At 46.8% G+C, this 20,510-nt stretch carries 23 protein-coding genes and 2 riboswitches; of the genes, 8 read left to right on the top strand and 15 right to left on the bottom strand.

Annotation, left to right across the window (positions count from 1 at the left end; all coding sequences use genetic code 11):
- The first annotated feature begins 73 nt into the window (after positions 1 to 73).
- The 3 genes from GKZ89_RS15275 (at position 74) to GKZ89_RS15265 (ending at position 2,787) form a co-directional block, all read left to right on the top strand.
- Positions 74 to 1,054: a zinc-binding dehydrogenase gene (locus GKZ89_RS15275; protein WP_155113276.1), complete on the top strand. Its 981-nt coding sequence runs from the start codon at positions 74 to 76 to the stop codon at positions 1,052 to 1,054.
- 218 nt (positions 1,055 to 1,272) lie between these two features.
- Complete coding sequence (locus tag GKZ89_RS15270) at positions 1,273 to 1,803, top strand: DUF420 domain-containing protein (RefSeq protein ID WP_155113275.1); 531 nt, start codon at positions 1,273 to 1,275, stop codon at positions 1,801 to 1,803.
- 156 nt (positions 1,804 to 1,959) lie between these two features.
- A complete protein-coding gene (locus GKZ89_RS15265) occupies positions 1,960 to 2,787 on the top strand; it encodes an undecaprenyl-diphosphate phosphatase (RefSeq protein ID WP_155113274.1) in 828 nt (275 codons plus the stop codon).
- Between the two features lie 33 nt (positions 2,788 to 2,820).
- Here the strand turns inward: GKZ89_RS15265 and GKZ89_RS15260 are convergent, their stop codons facing one another.
- The 4 genes from GKZ89_RS15260 to amyS form a co-directional block, all read right to left on the bottom strand.
- Positions 2,821 to 3,396, bottom strand: a complete 576-nt coding sequence (locus GKZ89_RS15260; protein ID WP_155113273.1) for a nucleotidyltransferase family protein — start codon at positions 3,394 to 3,396, stop codon at positions 2,821 to 2,823.
- Entirely contained in the window at positions 3,396 to 4,565 is a 1,170-nt protein-coding gene (locus tag GKZ89_RS15255) for an AI-2E family transporter (protein ID WP_241680281.1), read from the bottom strand. The genes GKZ89_RS15260 and GKZ89_RS15255 overlap by 1 nt, the downstream gene beginning before the upstream one ends.
- Positions 4,566 to 4,646: 81 nt before the next feature.
- The gene (locus GKZ89_RS15250) at positions 4,647 to 5,126 is read right to left on the bottom strand and encodes a hypothetical protein (RefSeq protein ID WP_155113272.1); all 480 of its coding nucleotides are present in this window, start codon (positions 5,124 to 5,126) and stop codon (positions 4,647 to 4,649) included.
- Between the two features lie 145 nt (positions 5,127 to 5,271).
- Complete coding sequence (amyS, locus tag GKZ89_RS15245; protein ID WP_155113271.1) at positions 5,272 to 6,807, bottom strand: alpha-amylase; 1,536 nt, start codon at positions 6,805 to 6,807, stop codon at positions 5,272 to 5,274.
- 215 nt (positions 6,808 to 7,022) lie between these two features.
- On the opposite strand from amyS, the gene GKZ89_RS15240 reads away from it, so the two are divergent.
- Entirely contained in the window at positions 7,023 to 7,772 is a 750-nt protein-coding gene (locus tag GKZ89_RS15240) for a hypothetical protein (RefSeq protein ID WP_155113270.1), read from the top strand.
- A gap of 131 nt (positions 7,773 to 7,903) precedes the next feature.
- On the opposite strand, the gene opuFB is transcribed toward GKZ89_RS15240, so the two are convergent.
- From opuFB to gnd, 10 genes are all read right to left on the bottom strand, one after another.
- A complete protein-coding gene (gene opuFB, locus GKZ89_RS15235; protein ID WP_155113269.1) occupies positions 7,904 to 9,427 on the bottom strand; it encodes an osmoprotectant update ABC transporter permease/substrate-binding subunit OpuFB in 1,524 nt (507 codons plus the stop codon).
- The gene (locus tag GKZ89_RS15230) at positions 9,424 to 10,389 is read right to left on the bottom strand and encodes an ABC transporter ATP-binding protein (RefSeq protein WP_155113268.1); all 966 of its coding nucleotides are present in this window, start codon (positions 10,387 to 10,389) and stop codon (positions 9,424 to 9,426) included. The genes opuFB and GKZ89_RS15230 overlap by 4 nt, the downstream gene beginning before the upstream one ends.
- A 182-nt stretch (positions 10,390 to 10,571) precedes the next feature.
- A complete protein-coding gene (locus tag GKZ89_RS15225) occupies positions 10,572 to 11,591 on the bottom strand; it encodes a ThiF family adenylyltransferase (protein ID WP_155113267.1) in 1,020 nt (339 codons plus the stop codon).
- Positions 11,584 to 12,354, bottom strand: a complete 771-nt coding sequence (locus GKZ89_RS15220; RefSeq protein WP_155113266.1) for a thiazole synthase — start codon at positions 12,352 to 12,354, stop codon at positions 11,584 to 11,586. Before GKZ89_RS15220 ends, GKZ89_RS15225 begins: the two co-directional genes overlap by 8 nt.
- A gap of 1 nt (position 12,355) precedes the next feature.
- Positions 12,356 to 12,559 (bottom strand): sulfur carrier protein ThiS, encoded by a 204-nt coding sequence (gene thiS, locus GKZ89_RS15215; protein WP_155113265.1) that lies wholly within the window; start codon positions 12,557 to 12,559, stop codon positions 12,356 to 12,358.
- Between the two features lies 1 nt (position 12,560).
- On the bottom strand, positions 12,561 to 13,643 hold the full coding sequence (thiO, locus tag GKZ89_RS15210) for a glycine oxidase ThiO (protein WP_155113264.1): 1,083 nt from the start codon (positions 13,641 to 13,643) through the stop codon (positions 12,561 to 12,563).
- Between the two features lie 14 nt (positions 13,644 to 13,657).
- A complete protein-coding gene (locus GKZ89_RS15205) occupies positions 13,658 to 14,251 on the bottom strand; it encodes a thiamine phosphate synthase (protein ID WP_162356942.1) in 594 nt (197 codons plus the stop codon).
- 62 nt (positions 14,252 to 14,313) lie between these two features.
- Positions 14,314 to 14,419: riboswitch (TPP riboswitch) on the bottom strand.
- Positions 14,420 to 14,466: 47 nt separating this feature from the next.
- A riboswitch (TPP riboswitch) is annotated at positions 14,467 to 14,573 on the bottom strand.
- A 51-nt stretch (positions 14,574 to 14,624) separates the two neighbouring features.
- Positions 14,625 to 14,957 (bottom strand): CHY zinc finger protein, encoded by a 333-nt coding sequence (locus GKZ89_RS15200; protein ID WP_155113323.1) that lies wholly within the window; start codon positions 14,955 to 14,957, stop codon positions 14,625 to 14,627.
- A gap of 130 nt (positions 14,958 to 15,087) precedes the next feature.
- On the bottom strand, positions 15,088 to 15,369 hold the full coding sequence (locus tag GKZ89_RS15195) for a hypothetical protein (RefSeq protein ID WP_155113262.1): 282 nt from the start codon (positions 15,367 to 15,369) through the stop codon (positions 15,088 to 15,090).
- A 111-nt stretch (positions 15,370 to 15,480) separates the two neighbouring features.
- The gene (gene gnd / locus GKZ89_RS15190; protein ID WP_155113261.1) at positions 15,481 to 16,383 is read right to left on the bottom strand and encodes a phosphogluconate dehydrogenase (NAD(+)-dependent, decarboxylating); all 903 of its coding nucleotides are present in this window, start codon (positions 16,381 to 16,383) and stop codon (positions 15,481 to 15,483) included.
- A 210-nt stretch (positions 16,384 to 16,593) separates the two neighbouring features.
- Here gnd and GKZ89_RS15185 point away from each other — a divergent pair, with 210 nt between their 5' ends.
- Together GKZ89_RS15185 and GKZ89_RS15180 are read left to right on the top strand one after the other, a co-directional pair.
- Positions 16,594 to 17,766, top strand: a complete 1,173-nt coding sequence (locus GKZ89_RS15185) for a glycosyl hydrolase family 18 protein (protein ID WP_155113260.1) — start codon at positions 16,594 to 16,596, stop codon at positions 17,764 to 17,766.
- Positions 17,767 to 17,768: 2 nt separating this feature from the next.
- Positions 17,769 to 18,326 (top strand): DUF3231 family protein, encoded by a 558-nt coding sequence (locus tag GKZ89_RS15180; RefSeq protein ID WP_155113259.1) that lies wholly within the window; start codon positions 17,769 to 17,771, stop codon positions 18,324 to 18,326.
- A 60-nt stretch (positions 18,327 to 18,386) separates the two neighbouring features.
- Here GKZ89_RS15180 and GKZ89_RS15175 read toward each other — a convergent pair whose 3' ends face one another.
- Complete coding sequence (locus tag GKZ89_RS15175; RefSeq protein WP_155113258.1) at positions 18,387 to 19,283, bottom strand: sulfite exporter TauE/SafE family protein; 897 nt, start codon at positions 19,281 to 19,283, stop codon at positions 18,387 to 18,389.
- A 304-nt stretch (positions 19,284 to 19,587) separates the two neighbouring features.
- Between GKZ89_RS15175 and GKZ89_RS15170 the strand changes: the two genes are divergently transcribed.
- Positions 19,588 to 19,878: a DUF3817 domain-containing protein gene (locus GKZ89_RS15170; protein ID WP_155113257.1), complete on the top strand. Its 291-nt coding sequence runs from the start codon at positions 19,588 to 19,590 to the stop codon at positions 19,876 to 19,878.
- A 104-nt stretch (positions 19,879 to 19,982) separates the two neighbouring features.
- A partial coding sequence (locus GKZ89_RS15165; RefSeq protein WP_155113256.1) for a hypothetical protein occupies positions 19,983 to 20,510 on the top strand: 528 nt, incomplete at its 3' end.

Raw genomic sequence — 20,510 nt, 5'->3', positions numbered from 1 at the left:
TTGTACAATTGGGTTCTTTCTTCTTATTATATACGTATATACGGACAATACTATGATGAAGGAGTGAAGTCGAATGAAAGCATTGCTTCTAGAAGAAAAAGGACAATGGAAAGAAATGAAAGCGGGCCAGATCGAGGCTCCTGTTCCTCAAAAGGGAGAAATTCTGATTAAAGTTCATGCATCCGGCCTCAATCCGGTTGATTATAAGACGGCTGCCAACGGAAACCCGGCTTGGACGTATCCGCATGTTCCAGGCCTGGATGCAGCCGGAACGGTTGAAGGACTGGGAGAAGGTGTATCCGGCATAGAAATCGGCGACCGCGTTGTCTACCACGGCGATATGACAAAAGGCGGCAGTTTTGCTGAATATGATACGACACCTGCCCATATGGTTTCCATCATTCCAGAAGGTGTAACATTTGAAGATGCAGCTGCTCTTCCAACTGCCGGCTACACGGCATACGAAGCGCTTTTCCGTAAAATGCCGATTCACACATTTAAGACGATCCTCATTCAGGGAGGAGCCGGCGGAGTGGGCGGTTTCGCGATCCAGCTTGCCAAACAGGCAGGCTTGGAAGTATTCACGACGGCTTCAGCTGAAAACCATGATTACGTCAAATCATTGGGTGCTGATCACGCCATTGATTACCGATCTGAAAATGTAACAGAAAAAGTCCTTGAGCTGACAGGAGGACGCGGAGTGGATGCTGTCCTGGATACAGTCAGCAGACAGACCGCGACGGAAGCACTCGACTATATAGCATACCGGGGTCAGCTTGCCCATATCGCAGGTGCACCGGATACATCAACTATCAAACCGTTTACAAAAGTAATTTCTTTCCATGAAATTGCTCTCGGCGCTATCCATAAAGCCGATTATGAGTCCCAAAAAGACCTTGCTGCTATGGGAGACGAGATGCTGCAGCTTTTGAAAGATGGAAAAATCCAATCTCTTCTAGCTGAAAAAATTTCACTTGAAGAAATACCGGATGCTCTTGTCCGACTGTCCGAACGGCATGTAAAAGGGAAAATTGTTGCGGTGATCAATAAATAATCGTTGTTATCAGGGGGACGCTACTCAAGCGTCCCCCTGTTTCTGCCTTTAGAATATAATCAACGTAAATCCTTTGTTTAAAGACATTTTAAGGACATCCGTTCATATTTTTGTAAAATATGATTAGGAAATTTGCCTTTCCTGCCCCTCCCCGTTTTACTGGAGCCTGGAAAAAATCTATAATAGCTAGGTGAACGCATTTAAAAAGGAGCCAATCTATGAATACGAAAGAAAGAAATTATACACCGGTTATTGTGATCCTCACGATCGCTATCAATGCAATTGTTGCCGTTTTGTACTTTATGCCTAAGGGGAACAGTCTTAGTCACGTGGACCTTACGTTCCTGCCGTTTTTCAATGCCGTCATGAACAGCTTCACGTTTGTCTTCCTTCTGGCAGCCCTGTTTTCAATAATTAAGCAGCGCAATATTAAGCGTCACAGGAATTATATTTTTGCTGCATTTACAACGACGGCACTTTTCCTTGTTTCCTATGTTACGTATCATGCGCTCGCGCCGAACACTCCGTTCGGAGGAGAAGGGATCATCCGCCCCATCTATTATTTTATTCTCATCTCCCATATTCTCCTGTCCGTCATCATCGTGCCTCTCGCTCTTATTACACTGGCACGCGGCTTGAATATGAAGGTGGAAAAGCATAAAAAAATTGCAAGATGGACGATGCCTCTCTGGCTTTATGTCAGCTTAACCGGCGTAATTGTCTATCTGATGATCTCTCCTTACTATTAAACAGGCAAGGTAAAGGAAGCCCTGACTTACTATAGAGTCAGGGCTTCGTCATTTTTTTCTGTTAAAATCTCCTTCCCCAAACGAATTGAAATATGGTAACTTAATATGGATGCAGATTTTTGCAAAAGAATGAAAAAGTAGAGGTTGAGACAAATCATGAATATATGGGAATTGTTTGTAGCTTTAATCCTTGGAGTCGTAGAGGGTCTGACCGAGTTTGCGCCTGTTTCTTCCACAGGGCATATGATTGCTGTTGATGATTTACTGTTAAATTCAAAAGACCTGTTCGGTCCACAAGTAGCTAATACCTTCAAGGTAGTGATCCAGCTTGGATCAATCCTTGCTGTTATCGTTGTATTCCGCCAGCGGTTTATTGATATGCTTGGGTTGAATAGAAAAGGAGCAGCCGGGGCTGACAGAGGACCGAAACTTTCCCTGATCACTGTAATCATCGGGATTATCCCGGCCGCTATTCTTGGCTTTGCCTTTGAGGATTACATTGATGAGTACCTTTTTTCGGTCAATACCGTTGTGATTGGATTAATTGGCGGAGCACTTTTAATGATTGCTGCAGATTTGCTTCAGCCTAAAGTGAAGACGAATACCGTTGATAAAATGACGTACAGGCAGGCATTACTGATGGGATTATTCCAGTGTATCGGCTTATGGCCCGGATTCTCACGCTCCGGTTCCACGATTTCCGGGGGTGTGCTGCTTGGGATCAGCCACAGAGCTGCATCTGACTTTACGTTCATCATGGCCGTTCCGGTAATGGCAGGAGCCAGCGGATTGTCTCTCATTAAAAACTGGGAATATTTCACAGTTGATGCCCTTCCGTTCTTTATTGTCGGGTTTATCACAGCATTCATTTTCGCCTTGATCTCCATTCGCTTTTTCCTGAAGATGATCGACCGGGTAAAACTTGTACCGTTTGCTATTTACCGAATCGTACTCGCGATCATCATTCTCCTGATGATTATGTAATAATAAAAGCCTGCAGATCCAATCTGCAGGCTTTTACCATTCAATGACCTTAAGTTCAGGCCACTTGCTTTTCCACTTCTCCGCTTTACTCTCATATACTTCCTTGCTCACAAGCTTTTTGTTTGGCCTTACAGTCAGCTGAAACAAATCTTCCAGACCGAAAGGGGCGTATATTTCGTAGCCTCTTTCCGCTTTTCTTACTCCAATCGCTGTTGCGGTGGAGGGCCAGGTATCAATAGCCTCCTCCATAGAATGATACGGCGGCGCGGGATATCCAAATTTCCGCTCATACCAGAGGTGGACCCTTGCCTGGTTCTTCACATCCAGCTTCGGAAAGGAATCGGGCAGATGGGCTTTAATCCTGTATTCCAGAATTGTTTCATCTGCATCCGATAACCGGTCTTTATCAAAAAAGATCACGTCGGCGTCTCCTATCCCATGGAGGGGCTGCTTTTCCAAAAGGACATTCCAAACCGTCTGCACGATACAGCCTGCCCCAATATAGTAATGGCCGATTTCTTTCGAAGCAGCTGAAAACAGACATGGCAGCCACTCACTTTGATCCAGAATCTTGACCAGCTGTTCCTCGTAATCCGGATTTTCTTCCATTATTCCACCGGATCTTCTTTATACCGTTTGCTACCAGGTGAGCTCGCATAATAACGGTTGTAGCGGATTTTATAAAGCTTATAAAACTGGAATACAATCGTCCTTAAAATCGCATAAGCCGGTACTGCGACAATTACGCCGATCACGCCGAATAAATGGCCTGCTGTCAGAAGAACAAAGATGATGGTCACCGGATGAACCCGGAGAGATTTCCCCATGATCTGCGGTGAAATCAATTTCCCTTCCAGCAGCTGAACAACCGTCCAGACAAACGCAAGCTTTATCAGCATGAAAGGCGATGTCACGATCGCGATGATGATTGCCGGAGTGATGGCAATAACCGGTCCCAGGTACGGGACTACGCTTGTTACACTCGCAATAGCTGCAAGCACTAACGCATAATCCATGCCGATGATCAGAAATCCGATATACAGCATAACCCCAATGCAAAGACTCACAAGCAGCTGTCCCTGTATATAAGCTCTTACTTGATCATCAATTTCATGAAATACTTTTCGCGTACCTCCGCGCATTCTTGGAGGAAGAATTCCAATAAACGCTTTTGGCAGTTTTTCTCCTTCTTTTAACAGATAAAAAAGAATAAACGGTGCGGTAATGATGCCGATTGTGATGCCGGTAACTGCACTCAGAACCTTTGTAAAACCACTGAGCGTCTCAGTCGCTACGTTGGAAGCATTGCTGCCGACCGATCCGAATATACCTGAGCTTCTCTGTTTTAAATCCTCATATACGGGTGCAAGATACGACTGGCTTTCCACATAGGATTCCAGTCCGGTAATAAACTTGTCCCAATACCCCGGGAAGGACATAAACAGACTTTTCGTCTGGTCCACCAGAAAAGGCACTACAGAACTGATCAGCAGGACGAGTAACCCGATAATTAAAATCATCAGCAGGAAAATCGATGTCGTTTTCCCCACACCCGCTTTCATCAGCAGCTTCATCAAAGGCCTCAGCAGATAATAGGCGACTACAGCCAGGATTACCGGGAGGGCGACCGTTCCTATAAATTCCGTAAGAGGCTTAAAAATAAAAGATACTTTTGTATACAGGAAAATGTTTAATCCAAGGAGCAGCAAAACGCCAAGAACATAAAGCGTCTTCCTCCCTCCCATGAACTGAATAATGGGATTTTTTCTTTTTTCCAAGGTCCATAAGCTCCTTCTCTAATATGAAAATACACTTTACCGAATTGAAATGTTTTTCCCTACTTCACAGGGTCCAAACCTTTATTGATTGATTTCCTGGTTTGCCACATATTTCAGCGCCAGAATTTCGTCCTCACTCAAGTAATTCTCAGCAAGCGCGAGCACTTCCTGCTGTTCACCTGCATCCAGGCCATCCTGTGCCATGGATTGGATTTTCTGCAGATTCCCGGGCCCTACTTTCGTCAATACAACCCTTGTAGCTTCTTCTTTAGAAGTAAACGGCAGCTCGGAAGGATCAGCCTGTGCCCCTTCTTCTAAAAACTGCCTGACTTCCGGATTGGCATTCGCCGCATTTCTTAAATTTTCATATCCGCCGTTTTGTTCCACTTCTTTATCAATGTAGCCTGATAACTGATCAGATGCAATTTTAGGGCCAAAATAATAAACAGCCCCTCCTATTACTATTAATATGACCGCTGCCGTCATCAAGCGCTTCAGCCACTTTGGTTTGCGTTTTTTGTTTTTACTGGAACTCATTCTGGACTCATATCGTGAAGCCATACTAAAAACCTCCTGGTTAATTAAGCCTGTCATAATAAGGATAATCGAACGCGGCGCCGGTGTAAATGGAAGGAATATTCAAATACACCGACACTCTGCAGAAATACAAAAGCCGGCCCTCCGAGAGCCGGCTTTTGCATACTATTTATTGCTGAACATAAACGGATGCGGATCCGCCGTTCACATTGAACGTGGCCCATCCGTCTGAACCGATGGTCACCTTATCTGTTCTGTTTCCTGTCAGATCATACCACACCTCACCCGCATTCCGGGTTCCCACATACATTCTTTTGGAACCGCCCGGCCCATCTGTAATCAAAGTGGCCAAACCGGACTTCGATTTTTCTGTGTTCCCTTCTCTCGTCCAGCCGATCACATCCTGATGGTCGATGTAATCACGCTGCGCCCCATACGCAAAATCTTTTCTCGCTTTTAAAAGCGGATCGATTTTTGATTTCAGGGAAGGAATCTCTCTGCCGCTCGTTCCCTTTGTCCCATAAATATCACCATAAAATACATTCGGATAACCGGCTTCCCTCGTCAGAATAAACGAGTAGGCGAGCGGCTTGAACCAAGTCTGAACCGTAGACTCCAGAGCCTGCCCCGGCTGTGTATCATGGTTATCCACAAATGTAACGGCTCTGGTCGGAACCTTGGATGCTACCGTCCCATTTAAAAGGTTTCTCATATCATAGTATCCACCCTGCGAAGAAGCTGCCTGAAAATTATAGTGCAGCGGCACATCAAATACAGAATGGTTATTGCCGCTCTTATTTAAATAGTTTTCAAGGGACCCCAGATTATTCTGCCAATACTCAGCAACCGTGAACATCTCTTTTCCTGTGGACGTTCTTACCGACTGCACCCAGTCACCGAGGAAAGAATGCTTGATGTGCTTTGCAGCATCAATACGGAAGCCATCAAGATTCAATGTATTGGCATACCACGTACCCCATCTTTTCATTTCATTCACCACGTCAGGGTGATCATAATCTACATCAGCATACATGAGATAATCATAGTTCCCATACTCAGTCGCCACTTCCCAATCCCACGCTTTGCCTGTGCCCCTGAATTTATAGATTTTATTTTGCAGCTTCCTGGATTCATCCCAGTCTGTTCCATCAAAATGATACCAATTCCACTTAAAGCTGGAATGCGTATTGCCGCGGCCCGGGAAGGTAAAGCCGGTCCATGCTTTAATCGTATATTCGCCGGACACTTCCTGATTGCGGTTATCCCTGTTAACCTCTACTGCTTTTACATCTTCAGTAAAGTCAGCTCCTCCTTTATGATTCATGACCACATCTCCGTAAACATTAATGCCCTGGCCGTGAAGAGAGCTGATGGCGGAAATCAATTCACTTTTCGTTCCATACTTGGTCCGGACAGTCCCCTTTTGATTAAATTCACCGAGATCATACAAATCATAAGCACCGTACCCGACGTCTGCCTGGCCGTTTCCTTTATAGGCCGGCGGAATCCAGACCGCTGTTATCCCTGAGCCGGATAAGTAAGCAGCATCATTTTTCATCTTATTCCAATGCTGACCGTCATTTGGCAAATACCACTCAAAATACTGCATCATCGTGCCATTCGTTGCAGCTCTAATGCTCTCTGCCGGCAAAATCAGTGCAAACGTTAGCACAAAAATCAAAAACAGCCCCGCTACTCTCTTCATCTGCTCCAACCCTCTCCTTTAGTAAATTAAAGCGCTTACAAAAAATACTATACAACGGAGAAGGATAGCCCGGAATGAGCACATATTATTATTTTTACTATTCAGTTTATTATCCTTTTGTGAAAGAATGCTCGCCTCCGTTATAGGTGGTTTGGAATGCTTTTAACTGTTTTCCCCTTGACACCCGAGGCTTTGGTCATTGCCCGGCTCATTTGATGGTCCACTATAATTTGTCCGTCCAGCGCTTTAATCTGTCTGTTAGCCCACTTTATCTGGCCGTCCAGCTGCTTTATTTAGCCGTTGACGCTTCTTTTTTGTCCGTCCTCTTTTATTTGTCCGTCCGGCCCTTTATTCTTTCCGTTGCCCCACTTTATCTGGCCGTGCAGCTGCTTTATTTAGCCGTTGACGCTTCTTTTTTGTCCGTCCTCTTTTATTTGTCCGTCCGGCCCTTTATTCTGTCCGTTGCCCCACTTTTTCTGGCCGTCCAGCTGCTTCATTTAGCCGTTGACGCTTCTTTTTTGTCCGTCCTCTTTTATTTGTCCGTCCGGCCCTTTATTCTGTCCGTTGCCCCACTTTATTTGGCCGTCACGCTGCTTTATTTGTCCGTTGCCGCTTCTTTTTTGTCCGTCCTCTTTTATTTGTCCGTCCGGCCCTATATTCTGTCCGTTGCCCCACTTTATTTGGCCGTCACGCTGCTTTATTTGTCCGTTGCCGCTTCTTTTTTGTCTGTCCTCTTTTATTTGTCCGTCCGGCCCTTTATTCTGTTCGTTGCCCCACTTATTCTGGCCGTCACGCTGCTTTATTTAGCCGTTGACGCTTCTTTTTTGTCCGTCCTCTTTTATTTGTCCGTCCAGCGCTTTAATCTGTCCCTTGCCCCACTTTTTCTGGCCGTCACGCTGCTTTATTTGTCCGTCCCGTTTTATTCGTCCGTCAGGCTCTATAATCCGTCCGATGTCCCCCTTTAGTTTTCCGTCCCTCCGCCTTATTTAGCCAACCGCTTTTATTGTTAGCTCGCCTCCGCCGTTCCACAGAATTCCAGAACATAAAAAAAAGAGACCCCGGTTCAAGCCGGGATCCCCCATAGTCCTAAATCCTCTTATTCCTTCTCAAGCAGCCCGTTCTTCGTCAGATAATCCTTCGCGACTTTGTCGGGTGATTGGCCCTCGACGTTCACCAGGTAATTCATTTGGCGCATTTCATCGTCGGTTATTTTACCGCTCAGTTTATTCAGCGTTTCTTCAATTTCAGGGTATTCTTCAAGCGTTTCTTCTCTTACAAGCGGTGCTCCCTGGTATGGCGGGAACAGTCCTTTATCATCCTCGAGCGTGACCAGGTTGTATTGAGCAAGCTCACTGTCTGTAGAGTAGGCATCGATCAGGTTGACTTCCCCTTTTTCAATGGCTGAGTAACGGAGGGTTGGTTCCATTGTTTTCAGGTTCGGGAACTGGATTCCGTAAAGCTCCTGGATGCCTTTGTATCCATCCTGGCGGTCAGAGAATTCAAGCGTGAAGCCTGCCTTCATATTCTGCTGAACCTGTTTGAGGTCTGACATCGTCTTCAGATCATACTGCTCGGCCGTTTCTTTCGGCACGGCAAGTGTATACGTGTTATTGAATTGCATCGGATCCAGGTAGGCCATGCTGTATTTTTCCTGCATGCCTTTTTTCGCCTGTTCATATACTGCTTTTTCATCCCCGCCCTCAGGCTCTTCTTTCAGGAAGGTGGATAAAGCAGTACCTGTGAATTCAGGATAAATATCGATGTCCCCTGATTCAAGTGCATTGAAAAGGAATGAAGTTTTCCCGAGACTCGGCTGGAGCTCTACATTCAGATCGGTATCCTGTTCAATCAAAAGCTTATACATATTGATGAGAATTTCAGGTTCAGAGCCCAGTTTGCCGGCGATCACCAGATCCTTTTTCCCGCCGCCCCATACTAGAGGGACTGCAATGATCAGTGCTGCGATGATTGCGACGATTCCTGCTTTTTTAGCAGAGCCTTTTACTGCTGATCTCTCGGCAAGACGCAGAAGCACGTCAAAGAGAATAGCGAGCAGAGCAGCCGGGATGGCTCCCAGAATGATCAGCATATTGTCATTGCGGTCAATTCCAAGAAGGATGATTTTCCCCAGTCCTCCGGCACCGATCAATGCTGCAAGTGTCGTAGTCCCGACGATTAATACCATTGCAGTACGGATTCCGGCCATTATCACTGGAAGGGCAAGCGGCAATTCCACTTTAAACAGCCTCTTCATATTGTTCATGCCCATGGCCCGGGCTGCTTCAATGAGCGATGCATCTACTTCTTTGATTCCTGTGTATGTATTCCGCAGAATCGGAAGGAGAGCGTAAATAACGAGAGCAATTATTGCCGGAACGACTCCGATTCCAACAAGCGGGATCAATAATCCAAGCAGCGCCAGGGAAGGAATGGTCTGCAGTACGGCTGCTACCCCGATGACACCCTCTGCAAGCTTTGCCTGTCTGGTTAGAAAAATGCCGAGTGGAATCGTGATGACTACAGCGATCAGCAGCGCGATAAATGAAATCTGAACATGTTCAATCAGTGCAGTCCAGAGCTGATCCTGCCTTTCCTGAAATACGGTGAAAAACGAATTCATCGGACACCCTCCATTCCCAGCTCACCCGCAAGATACTCCATCATCATTTCTGCTGTGACAATGCCTATAACCACGCCATCCTTTTGAACAGATATGGCCTGTTTGCCCTTTAAGCGGACAATCGCTTCACTGATCGGGAGCTCATAAGAAACAGGAGCTTCCGGAAATCCTTCAGGGGCGGGCTGGAAAGCAGTAGACAGATCCCCGATTTTTCCATCGCGGAACTTTTTATCCGGTATGGACCGTGAACCGATAAACTCCTTAACAAAGTCGTCTGCAGGATGATTGACAAGCCCTTCAGGTGTATCGACCTGAACGATGCGCCCCTCTTTCATGATGGCGATACGGTCCCCCAGTGCAAGGGCCTCCTGCATATCATGGGTAACGAATACAATTGTTTTTTTAATTCTCTTTTGCAGATCCGCAATATCATTCTGCAGCTTCTCCCTGCTTATCGGGTCCAGTGCACTAAAAGGCTCATCCATCAAAATAATATCAGGATCAGCGGCAAGGGCACGAACAACTCCGATTCTCTGCTGCTGTCCTCCGGAAAGCTCACTTGGCTTCCGGCTGCGGTAAGTGGCAGGATCCAGACCTACCATCTCCAGCAGTTCATCTACCCGCTTTTTTATTTGTTCCGGTTTCCACTTCTTCAATTCAGGTACTATCGCAATGTTTTCTTCGATCGTCATGTGGGGGAACAGGGCAATTTGCTGAAGAACGTACCCGATATTCCAGCGCAGCTCATGAATCTCGTACTCCCTCACATTTTTATCCTGAATGAGGACCGTTCCATCTGATGCATCGATGAGACGGTTGATCATTTTCATCGTTGTCGTTTTCCCGCATCCGCTCGGACCGATAAATACAAAAAATTCACCTTTTTTGATTTCCAGATCCATTGTGTGAACCGCTTTTGTTCCGTCTGGATAAACTTTTGTTGCCTTCTCGAACCGGATCATGCCATCACCTGCTTTACTATGTATAATTTCAAAACACTCTACTGTTTACCCGGTTTGCTGAGCCGATAAGCCTATTATAGTGGAAGAAACACTCTTTCCAAAATAATAGGAACCGGCCGGAGCCGATTCCTTATGTTACCCAAAATTACGGAATGATTTCCGGTTCCGTCTAATGGCTCTTTTTATCCGAAATACCTGCTGTAAAGCGATCTTGCTTCATCCGGTTTTTTTGTGCCGTGAACAAGCACCCGGCCATCCTTGAACGCAACAAGTTTAAATGGCCCTTTTGTAAAGGCAAGCAAGTAATCGTTTGAAGTGCACTGATCCACTTTGCCTGCTAATCTTTCTGCTGTTTTGGCCAGGTCCATCTTCACCCCTTCAGGAGGACGGATCTGCACCGTATCCCTGCCGCAAAGAACTGCAGTTCTGGCTGTGTTCTCTTCCTTCAGGTAAGGATAATCCGGTGTGTGTCCGCACGTTGGACAATTTTCTTTTTTCATCCGGTCAATTTTTAAAGACTGCCAGCTGCTGTTCCATACATCAAATGAGCACAGCTCTGTTTTAACGGCTTCTTCATTCCCGGATAAAAGCTTCAAAGCCTGTACCGTCTGATGGGAGACGGTCATACCGACTGCAGGGGCAATGATCCCCGCGGTATCACATGTTTCCCCGCCCATCGGCATTTTCTCCATCAGGCAGGCAAGGCAGGGCCCTTTGCCTGGAATAAATGTGCATGAAAGACCATAGCTTCCGACACACGCTCCGTAAATCCAGGGAATGCCATGGAGATGAGCTAAATCATTAATCATCCAGCGTGTCTCGAAATTATCGGTTCCATCCATGATTAGATCGATTCCCGGGAGCAGCGGCCTGACTGTTTGCGGACTTGCATGGTGCACATATGCCTCGATCTCTACATGGCGGTTGATCTGCTGCAGCCTTCTCTTCGCTGCTTCCGCTTTTGGCATCTGTTCCTGAACATCCTGTTCTGTGAACAGCTGCTGCCGCTGCAGGTTGCTTTCATCCACATAGTCTCGGTCAATGATCAGAAGTTTTCCGATACCGGCGCGGACAAGCGTTTCGGCAATCCCGCTTCCAAGAGCACCGCAGCCGATCAGAAGCACTTTTTTTGCTGAAAGTTCCTGCTGTCCCTGTTCTCCATTCGGGAAAAACAGGGTTTGTCTGGAGTAGCGGCTATTCAACTGTACTCATTCCTTCACTTGGACTGCTTGCGGAAGCGTATCTTTTCTTGGGAATTCTGCCAGCTTCGAACCCAAGGCGGCCTGCATGGACCGCAAGCTTCATCGCCTCCGCCATCTTGACCGGATCCTCTGCCGCCGAAACAGCCGTATTGAGAAGGACTCCGTCCGCCCCCATCTCCATTGCAAGCGCAGCATCAGCAGGACCTCCGATTCCGGCGTCGACGATCACCGGCACTTGTGCCTGTTCAATGATTAAACTCAAATTGAGCGGGTTCACGATTCCCATCCCTGAACCAATCGGGGAAGCACCCGGCATGACAGCGTGCACACCCAGCTCCTGAAGTCTTTTTGCCAGAATGACATCATCTGAGATATAAGGCAGAACGATGAATCCTTCCTCGAGAAGCATCTCGCAGGCTTTCATCGTTTCAAACGGATCAGGGAGGAGCGTTTGGAAATCACCGATCACTTCTACCTTGATCATGGTGCAAAGGCCTGAAGCTTTTGCCAGCCGGGCGATACGGACAGCCTCTTCTGCCGTTTTGGCTCCAGCTGTGTTTGGAAGAAGAGAGAACTGTGTTGTATCGAGTTTTTCAAGAAGGTTGGGCTGGGATGCTTCAAAAATATCCATCCGCCTAACTGCAAATGTCAGAATTTCCGTTTCCGATACTTCTACCGCTCTTTTTTGAGAATCAAAGTCAGGGTACTTGCCTGTTCCAAGCAGAAGCCTGGATTGAAAAGTGAGTGGTCCGATTTCCAGCATGTTATCCGCCTCCTACAAATGTAACGATCTCATAAGAATCTCCGGCCGAGACCACAGATTCTCCATGGTTTTCCCGCTCCAGAATTTCCGCGTTTTTTTCAACTACGATTGTTTTTTGGTCGATCCCCAGATGCTTGGTCAGGTCACTGACATATTGAATGGAATCTGGAACTTCCGTCTGTTCTCCATTGATTTTCACCTGCATGCTAATGCCCCCCTGCCGGTATTTTTTCTACGAGATCTGCCATCCATTTTCCCGCTGCGGGACTGAGGAGAATGCCGTTCCGGTAATGTCCGGTACAGGCATACAGCCCCTTTATTCCTGGATGCTCCTCCATGAACGGGTCTCCCTTGCTGCTTTGCGGCCTAAGCCCGCTCCATGCATCCTCAAAGCTTGCTTCCCTGATGGAAGGAAGAATTCGTGCTGCCGTTTCCATCAGCCCCATCATTCCGTTCAGGGCGATATGTTTAGAATAGTCGCGCTCCATTACTGTAGCCCCTATTAAATAGCGGCCCTCCCGTTTCGGAACAATGTAGAAACCGTTCTTGTAAATAGGGGCATGAACGAGTCTTTTTCTGCTTAAAACACTGATCATTTCCCCTTTAACCGGATAAGTCTCCATTCCGCACTGAAAGTGCTTCAGAAACGGGGTGCTCCATGCGCCTGCAGAAATGATGATCCGTTCAGCCTCTATGACTTTTCCTCCTGAAACCATGATTCCGGCTGCTTTCCCGGAGCTGACCAGCAATTCTTCAGCCGCTGTGTTTTCAAAGATCTCCGTACCCCTTGCCAGTGCAGCCTGTTCATATGCCTTTGCCAGAGCAGGTGCGATAACATGCCCGTCCTTCGGGTAAAATACTCCACCGGCAAGGGCGGATGTTAATAAGGGTTCTTTTTCTGAAAGCTCCCTGCCCGTCATCATCAAAGCAGGTTCCCCGGCAGCTGTCTGCCAGGCTGCTGCTTGCTCAAGCAGATGCAGTTCTTCTTCCGTTTCCGCAATTTTATAGATTCCTTTTTCTTCGTAGCCGATATCAATCCCTGTTTCCAGTCTTAATTCAGCTGCGGCCTCCGGAAACATTCTTCTGCTTTCCTTTGCCAAGTCAAACAATGGATCGTATTCATCCCATTCTGCCTGAACTCCTAAAAGCCCCGCTGCTGCTCTGGAACTCTCATTTCCGGCTTTTCCTCTTTCAAGTATAGCGGTTTTATAGCCTCTTTTCGATAATTCGGCTGCGATTGAACAGCCGATGACACCGCCGCCTATAATACAGGCATCATATGAAGTCATGCTCCAGCCTCCTCTTATTCGCTAGCAAACCGGTAAGCTCTCGCCCGTTCCAGCCAGTTGCCGCTGCCCCAAATCCCGGACATAACAGCAAATCCCTTTATGCCTTTTTGCTGCAGCAGCGGGATATGAACAGGCTCAATCCCCCCTATAGCCAACACTTCAATCTCCAGGGCTTCCGCGATCTCACCTGCCTGTTCCAATCCTTTCGGCTCAAGTCCCTTTTTGCTTTCTGTGGGAAATACGTGGCCGAAGAGAACGGAATTTGCCCCCTCCGCTTCTGCCTGTAACGCTTCTTCCAGCGAATGAACGGACTTACCCGCATGCATTCCGGAAAAAGCAGCCTTCACAGCAAATGGCGGCAAGCTTCTGTAACCGAGCTGCACCCGGTGAATACCGGCAGCTGCCGCTGCATCCGTCCGGTCGTTTACGATCAGCTTTTCTGGAGGAACACCCCGGCTTGTTAAACACTGGATGCCCTTATACACTTCCAGCGCGCTCCGATCGCTGTCCCTGATATGCAGAAAATCAATGATTTCTTCAGCCTGTACCATAAAATCCGCGATCTCTTCAAAAGGGATCATGCCGTTCGTCACAAGATGAAATTCCAAATCCATTCTCCTTTCTTAAAGAAAGCGGAAAAACCGCTTCCAAAAGGAAACGGCTGCAAATAAAGAAATGCATGCCACTTCCCTTCGCCGGCATGACCCGGATCAGGTAATAAGGGTTAAAGGATACACCTTTTCTCAGCCCGTCAGAGGGCACCCCCAGTGAAAAAAACCATATAAAAAGCCCATTCTGCATAGAGAATGGGCTGAACATACAGCGATGCACAATGCCGCTTCCCTACGCTAGTACGAACTAGATCAGGTTAAAGGGTCGAAAACTCCTGTTTTCCTCTCAGCCGGACTACCGGCTCCCCCAGCAAACAATTAATCAATCAATTGGTAATTTTCTATCATTATACCATTACAGGAAAATAAATCAATGCACCTCAAAGTACAGATGCTTATGCAGACTGCAGCCTGGATTAAACTGCGCGCTGCAGGATGGGCAAATGGAATGGCAGCTTAAATAATCATGAACGGTGAGTTCATTCCGGCATGCCCCGCACAGCACAGCATTCTCATCAAACTTTCCGGCCGGCCATACTTCCGCTTCATGGTCCGCAAGTTCTTCATGGCAGCTGTGGCAGGAGTAGTACTCGCCGCAGCAATAAAATTTAATGGCGATCCGGTCCCGCTCGCTGTGATAATGGCGGCATCGTGTTTCAGCATCTGCTTCAGAACCTCTGACAGAGATTTCTTTTTTGCACATCATCTGGGCCACCTTTAAAATCTTTTTATCTATTTTAGATTCTATTATAGGAAGCAGCTTCGGAAAATGAAAGAGCTTTGATCCTGTTATCTCCCCATAAAAAGATGCCGGCACAGGCCGGCATCATCCATTATTGCTTCGTATTATTGTAATAGTTCACACTGTATTGGGCACCTTCCGATACCATCTTGTTGTCCTCTTCATCCTGTGGATCCGGATTTCCCGCCTTTTCCACAGGAAAGTTTTTATCCTCTTTATCTTTTCCCGAAAATATGGAGACCACTTTTCCCTGTGCCTGTTTCACTCCGTCAGTTAGTTTGTCCCGTCTCGCTTTATCTTTAAAATAAACAGTTGCTGCTCCGGCGACTGATAATGCTGCTCCTGAGATCATTAATCCAGTTCGTTTATTCATAAATGATATCTCCCTTCTTTTCCTGTGCTGTTTGTTTTAACATACCCCGCTCCCCTGCACCTAAACATGCCATCAAAATGAAAAAGCTGTCCCGCAAAGGACAGCTTCTTCTTATTCTTCACTTTTAACGACTGCATGTCCCCCGAATTCATTCCGGAGCGCAGATACTACTTTTCCATGGAATGTATCATTTTCCTGAGATCGGTACCTCATGAAAAGAGACATAGCAATGACAGGTGCGGATGCTTGAAAATCAAGAGCTGCTTCCACCGTCCATTTGCCTTCTCCCGAAGAATTCATTACTCCGCGGATGCCCGATAGCTTCGGATCTTTCGAAAATGCATGTTCCATTAATTCCATGAGCCATGAGCGGATCACGGACCCGTTGTTCCAAACTCTGGAAACTTCCTGGTAATCATAATCGAAATCACTTTTATCGAGGATTTCAAACCCTTCTGCGATGGCTTGCATCATCCCGTACTCCACACCGTTGTGAACCATCTTCAGAAAGTGGCCGCTTCCCGGTTTGCCTGCATGAAGATAGCCGTTTTCAACGGATAAATCACTGAACAGCTTTTCCACTTTTTCAAAAGCTTCCGGCTCTGCCCCGATCATCGTACAGATTCCGTTTCTGGCGCCATCTGTACCCCCGCTTGTCCCGCAATCGACGAAATAAATACCTTTTTCCTTCAGCTCCTGACCGCGGCGGATGGTGTCTTTATAGTTGGAGTTTCCTCCATCAATGAGGATATCTCCTTCACTTAAGTACTGCGTAGCTTGCTGCAGCACATTTTCTGTAATGTCCCCTGCCGGAACCATCATCCAGATCACTTTAGGTGAAGGCAATTTTTCAGCAAGCATCTGAATGCTGTCTGCTGTTTCAAGTCCCTCTGACCGGATGCTTTGCATCGCATCTGCACTGACATCATTGGCAACGACCTCATAGCCATGATCCTTCATATTAAGGGCAAGGTTATAGCCCATTTTTCCAAGTCCAATCAAACCGATTTTCATTGTACTGCCTCCTTCAATTTACCCATTTCCTCTATGTACAGCTCCTTAGATACTATACCATTTTTCAGCCTGAACTGACGAAAAATCTTCTGGAAATCACGCAGCTTACAAAGTCTTTCAGGCGTTTTACTTGCTGTGCATAATCTGTCGGTCGTAACGCAATCTAAGGAAAAGGTTAGCAATGCCATTTTTAAAAGGAGGTTTTTGGCCATGAAAAAATTATTCGTTCTCCTTCTTGGTTTTTCTGTGCTTCTTTCCGGCTGTATGGGAAGCGGAAACGCAAGCGATGAAAATAACCAGCCGAAGATGATGAAGGTAAATGAAAAGCCAAGAGTGGATCAGATCAGCAACAAAACAAAGGATGTAAATCCTGCAGAGACAGAGTATAAAAAAAGACAGATTGAAACCATCGGATTCCTTGAGCCGACCGATGACAAGGCTGCAGCCAAGGAAGTCCGGAATTCAGGCAATCTTCTTTCCTATACAGCATTTTTCAGCTATATGGTCAGGGAGGACGGAAGCCTGATCCCTATTAAAGATGAAAAACCGCTTGCTGCCGTCAAAGATACAAAGACGGTACCGATGCTCGTTCTCACTAACTTTATGGACGGAAACTTTTCCCCGGAAATAGCTCATAAAATTTTCACAGACAAAAAAGCTTCTGAAAAGCTCATTACCGGTGTCATCGATACCATGAATGCAAAAGGCTACAAAGCCCTTAACATAGACTTTGAACATATTCGTGAAAAAGACCGGGAGCTCTATAACGGATTTTTAGAGACCATCATTCCCCGTGTGCAGAAAGCGGGCTATCCAGTATCAACCGCTCTTGCTCCAAAAACGAGTGATGAGCAGGCAGGGCCATGGCATGGAGCTCATGATTATAAACGGCATGGGGAGCTTGCGGATTTTGTGATTCTGATGACGTATGAGTGGGGCTGGTCCGGCGGTCCTCCAATGGCTGTTTCACCAATTGAACAGGTTAAAAAAGTAGTGGATTACGCACTTACCGAAATTCCGAGGGAGAAAATTGTAATGGGTTCGCCGCTTTATGGGTATGATTGGATCCTGCCCTATAAGAAAGGAAACCCGTATGCAAAACGAATCGCTCCACAGGAAGCAGCAGATCTGGCCACGGCTAAGAAAGCAGAAATTAAATTCGACAACAAAAGCCAGTCCCCTTACTTTTATTACAAGGATGAAAATGGGAAGAAGCATGTCGTGTGGTTTGAAAACGAACAGAGTGCGCGGGCAAAATTTAATCTTTTGCAGCAATATAAATTGCGCGGTGTAGCTTACTGGGTCCTTGGAGAACCATTTCCTGAAAACTGGGAGCTGCTTGAAGAACTGTTTGACATTAAGCAGCCGAAAACGGAGGGATAATCTTGGCAGGGATTTTCGAATCCATCATCAGTGTTATGAAAGAAAATCTGGATGGAGAGCCTAAACCGCCTCTGCATGTCGGTGAAGTGATGGCCTTATGGACCCTCTACACCATGTATGAGGAAGCAAAATCTTTTTATGGTGTCTTTTTAAACATCACCACAGATCTGCAGCTGAAGCATTCTGTGGAAACCGCTAAAAAAGATACGGAAAAAGCAGTAAACCTTTTAAAAGAATTTTTGAAGGCAGAAGGCGTCCCGCTTCCAAATGCAGGCCAGCAGGATAAACCCGACTCGAATCCTTCTGCTGTGCCGCCGGGGGTGCGGTTTACGGATGATGAGATCGCCAACTTCATCGGAGTAAAAACAGCAGCGTATATTTCGATGATGGCAGCCGCAATCGCCCAATCCATCCGGACGGATGTAGCAGCCATATTTGCCTCACATATGATGGAAGTCATCAAATACGATGCTGCTCTTAAATCCATGATGATTAAAAAAGGCTGGCTGAAAGTTCCGCCTTATTATCTCCCTACCGGCTCCCCAAGACCGGGCAGCTAAAAAAACAGACAGCACCGGAGTGCTGTCTGTTTTCATTGTTGAACGATTGTATTCTCCGCTCTACACTTGAAGTTCTCCCTGATCTGAATTTCTGAGAAACTTCCGGTGCTGGACGGCTGCAAAAGCAACCGCTCCCGCCCAAGTGAACAGGATTGCACCATAAACGAACGGGTAAACACTCTCATTTGGCACCCAGATCTGCAGCAAGGTCCTCGCGTTTGTTAAAACGATAAACCCCCCTACCAGCACACCAAGCAGATGCGCCGGAACTTTCCGGACGAGCCAGGCTGCGATCGGTGCTGCAATGACACCCCCAACCATAAGAGCCCCTGCCCACATCCAGTTTACCTGCTCCCATCCGAGTGAGATAAGAAAACCGAGTGTTGCAGACAAAGCGATGGCAAATTCACTCGTATCCACCGTCCCTACTACTTTGCGCGCAGAGGTCCCTTTTTGAGAGAGCAGAACCGGTGTTGCAATCGGTCCCCAGCCGCCCCCGCCAGTCGCATCAAAAAATCCTGCCACAAGGCCGAGCGGAACCGCTTTTTTCGTAGAGAGCTCCAGTTTGTCTTCAACCTGCTTTGACTGACGCACAAGAAATAGGAATCGGATCATAACATAAACACCAAGTGCGAGCAAAAAGACTGAAACGTACGGCTTAACTAAGTCGCCAGGGAGACTGCTTAAAAAGCATGCCCCTGCAAAAGCGCCGATGGAGCCCGGAATAATCAGCTTCAAGACTGCCTTCTTATCCACGTTCCCAAACTTTATGTGGGACGCACCGGAAGCAGCTGTCGTAGCAACCTCTGCAATATGGACAGAAGCAGAAGCAATTGCCGGTGCAATCCCAAACGTCAGCAGGAGTGTTGTAGAAGTTACTCCATATGCCATTCCTAATGCACCGTCAATCAACTGGGCAAGCAGTCCGACCAGAATAAAAATAATCAGCTTATTCATTATAAATCCCCCTTTGCCGATAAAAAAAAGTCCTGAACAAATGTCCAGGACCTTCGGTTTACCGATCAGTCATGATAAGTTGGCTAACTTCAGTTTATGGCGGCCGGAACAGAACGGTACAGCCTTTTACCGATTCAGCCTAATTTATAAATTTAGTTTATTCAATTAATTCCGATTAGTCAACTGTGTTTTATCGACATTAACCGGTTTTTGTAGTTATTGTGACAAATGACAAAATGGGACATGAACCAGAGCTTGTATTGTATATAATGAATGTAGCAACCTGTTAGAAAGGAAGATGTATATGCTTATCTCCACACCAATTCAGCGGCTCCGGCTCATAGGAACGATTGAAGGAATCTCCTTTATTGTCCTCCTCTCCATCGCCATGCCGCTCAAGTATATGGCCGATATCCCAATGGCCGTAACCATCGCAGGATCTCTGCACGGCCTGTTTTTTGTTCTGTTTATTCTGGCCGTTCTCCACGCCGCTTACCGGCACCGCTGGAGTATTATTAAAATGGGCCTTGCCGTATTAGCCTCTATCATTCCCTTCGGCACATTTTTTCTGAACAAAAAGCTGCCTGAAAGATAAGACAAAAAGCCGGAACGCTTAGCTGAAGCGTCCCGGCTTTTTATTGTTATCCATAATTCTAAGCAGGTTACATCGTTTTTTCTGTGCCAAAACTGAGGGTTTTCGTGCCGTTTGAAAGAGGGTTCGTGCCGCAAGCTCAACTTTACGTGCCACTCCCACCTGGTTGCGTGCCATTCTTCTTTTGCGTGCCAAAACTGGGGGTTTTCGTGCCGTTTGAAAGAGGGTTCGTGCCGCAAGCTCAACTTTACGTGCCATTCCTAGCGGGTTACGTGCCATTCTTTTTTTATGTGCCAATACTAGGGGTTTTCGTGCCGTTTGAAAGAGGGTTCGTGCCGCTAGCTCAACTTTACGTGCCATTACTAGCTAGTTACGTGCCGTTCTTCTTTTATGTGCCAAAACTGAGGGGTCTCGTGCCGTTTGAAAGAGGGTTCGTGCCGCAAGCTCAACTTTACGTGCCATTCCTAGCTGGTTACGTGCCATTCTTCTTTTATGTGCCAAAACTCGGGGTTTTCGTGCCGTTTGAAAGAGGGTTCGTGCCGCAAGCTCAACTTTACGTGCCACTCCCACCTGGTTGCGTGCCATTCTTCTTTTGCGTGCCAAAACTGGGGGTTTTCGTGCCGTTTGAAAGAGGG

The organism is Metabacillus mangrovi, from assembly GCF_009711125.1.
Lineage (GTDB): Bacteria > Bacillota > Bacilli > Bacillales > Bacillaceae > Metabacillus_B > Metabacillus_B mangrovi.
Note: the sequence above shows the minus strand (reverse complement) of the source record. Positions and strands in the feature narration are given on the sequence as shown.

What these genes read in the sequence shown, in the direction of transcription:
- GKZ89_RS15275 (WP_155113276.1), top strand. Translation starts at nt 74, where the DNA reads ATGAAAGCATTGCTTCTAGAAGAAAAAGGACAATGGAAAGAAATGAAA.
- GKZ89_RS15270 (WP_155113275.1), top strand. Translation starts at nt 1,273, where the DNA reads ATGAATACGAAAGAAAGAAATTATACACCGGTTATTGTGATCCTCACG.
- GKZ89_RS15265 (WP_155113274.1), top strand. Translation starts at nt 1,960, where the DNA reads ATGAATATATGGGAATTGTTTGTAGCTTTAATCCTTGGAGTCGTAGAG.
- GKZ89_RS15260 (WP_155113273.1), bottom strand. Translation starts at nt 3,396, where the DNA reads ATGGAAGAAAATCCGGATTACGAGGAACAGCTGGTCAAGATTCTGGAT.
- GKZ89_RS15250 (WP_155113272.1), bottom strand. Translation starts at nt 5,126, where the DNA reads ATGGCTTCACGATATGAGTCCAGAATGAGTTCCAGTAAAAACAAAAAA.
- amyS (WP_155113271.1), bottom strand. Translation starts at nt 6,807, where the DNA reads ATGAAGAGAGTAGCGGGGCTGTTTTTGATTTTTGTGCTAACGTTTGCA.
- GKZ89_RS15240 (WP_155113270.1), top strand. Translation starts at nt 7,023, where the DNA reads ATGGTCCACTATAATTTGTCCGTCCAGCGCTTTAATCTGTCTGTTAGC.
- opuFB (WP_155113269.1), bottom strand. Translation starts at nt 9,427, where the DNA reads ATGAATTCGTTTTTCACCGTATTTCAGGAAAGGCAGGATCAGCTCTGG.
- GKZ89_RS15230 (WP_155113268.1), bottom strand. Translation starts at nt 10,389, where the DNA reads ATGATCCGGTTCGAGAAGGCAACAAAAGTTTATCCAGACGGAACAAAA.
- GKZ89_RS15220 (WP_155113266.1), bottom strand. Translation starts at nt 12,354, where the DNA reads ATGCTGGAAATCGGACCACTCACTTTTCAATCCAGGCTTCTGCTTGGA.
- thiS (WP_155113265.1), bottom strand. Translation starts at nt 12,559, where the DNA reads ATGCAGGTGAAAATCAATGGAGAACAGACGGAAGTTCCAGATTCCATT.
- thiO (WP_155113264.1), bottom strand. Translation starts at nt 13,643, where the DNA reads ATGACTTCATATGATGCCTGTATTATAGGCGGCGGTGTCATCGGCTGT.
- GKZ89_RS15200 (WP_155113323.1), bottom strand. Translation starts at nt 14,957, where the DNA reads ATGTGCAAAAAAGAAATCTCTGTCAGAGGTTCTGAAGCAGATGCTGAA.
- GKZ89_RS15195 (WP_155113262.1), bottom strand. Translation starts at nt 15,369, where the DNA reads ATGAATAAACGAACTGGATTAATGATCTCAGGAGCAGCATTATCAGTC.
- gnd (WP_155113261.1), bottom strand. Translation starts at nt 16,383, where the DNA reads ATGAAAATCGGTTTGATTGGACTTGGAAAAATGGGCTATAACCTTGCC.
- GKZ89_RS15185 (WP_155113260.1), top strand. Translation starts at nt 16,594, where the DNA reads ATGAAAAAATTATTCGTTCTCCTTCTTGGTTTTTCTGTGCTTCTTTCC.
- GKZ89_RS15175 (WP_155113258.1), bottom strand. Translation starts at nt 19,283, where the DNA reads ATGAATAAGCTGATTATTTTTATTCTGGTCGGACTGCTTGCCCAGTTG.
- GKZ89_RS15170 (WP_155113257.1), top strand. Translation starts at nt 19,588, where the DNA reads ATGCTTATCTCCACACCAATTCAGCGGCTCCGGCTCATAGGAACGATT.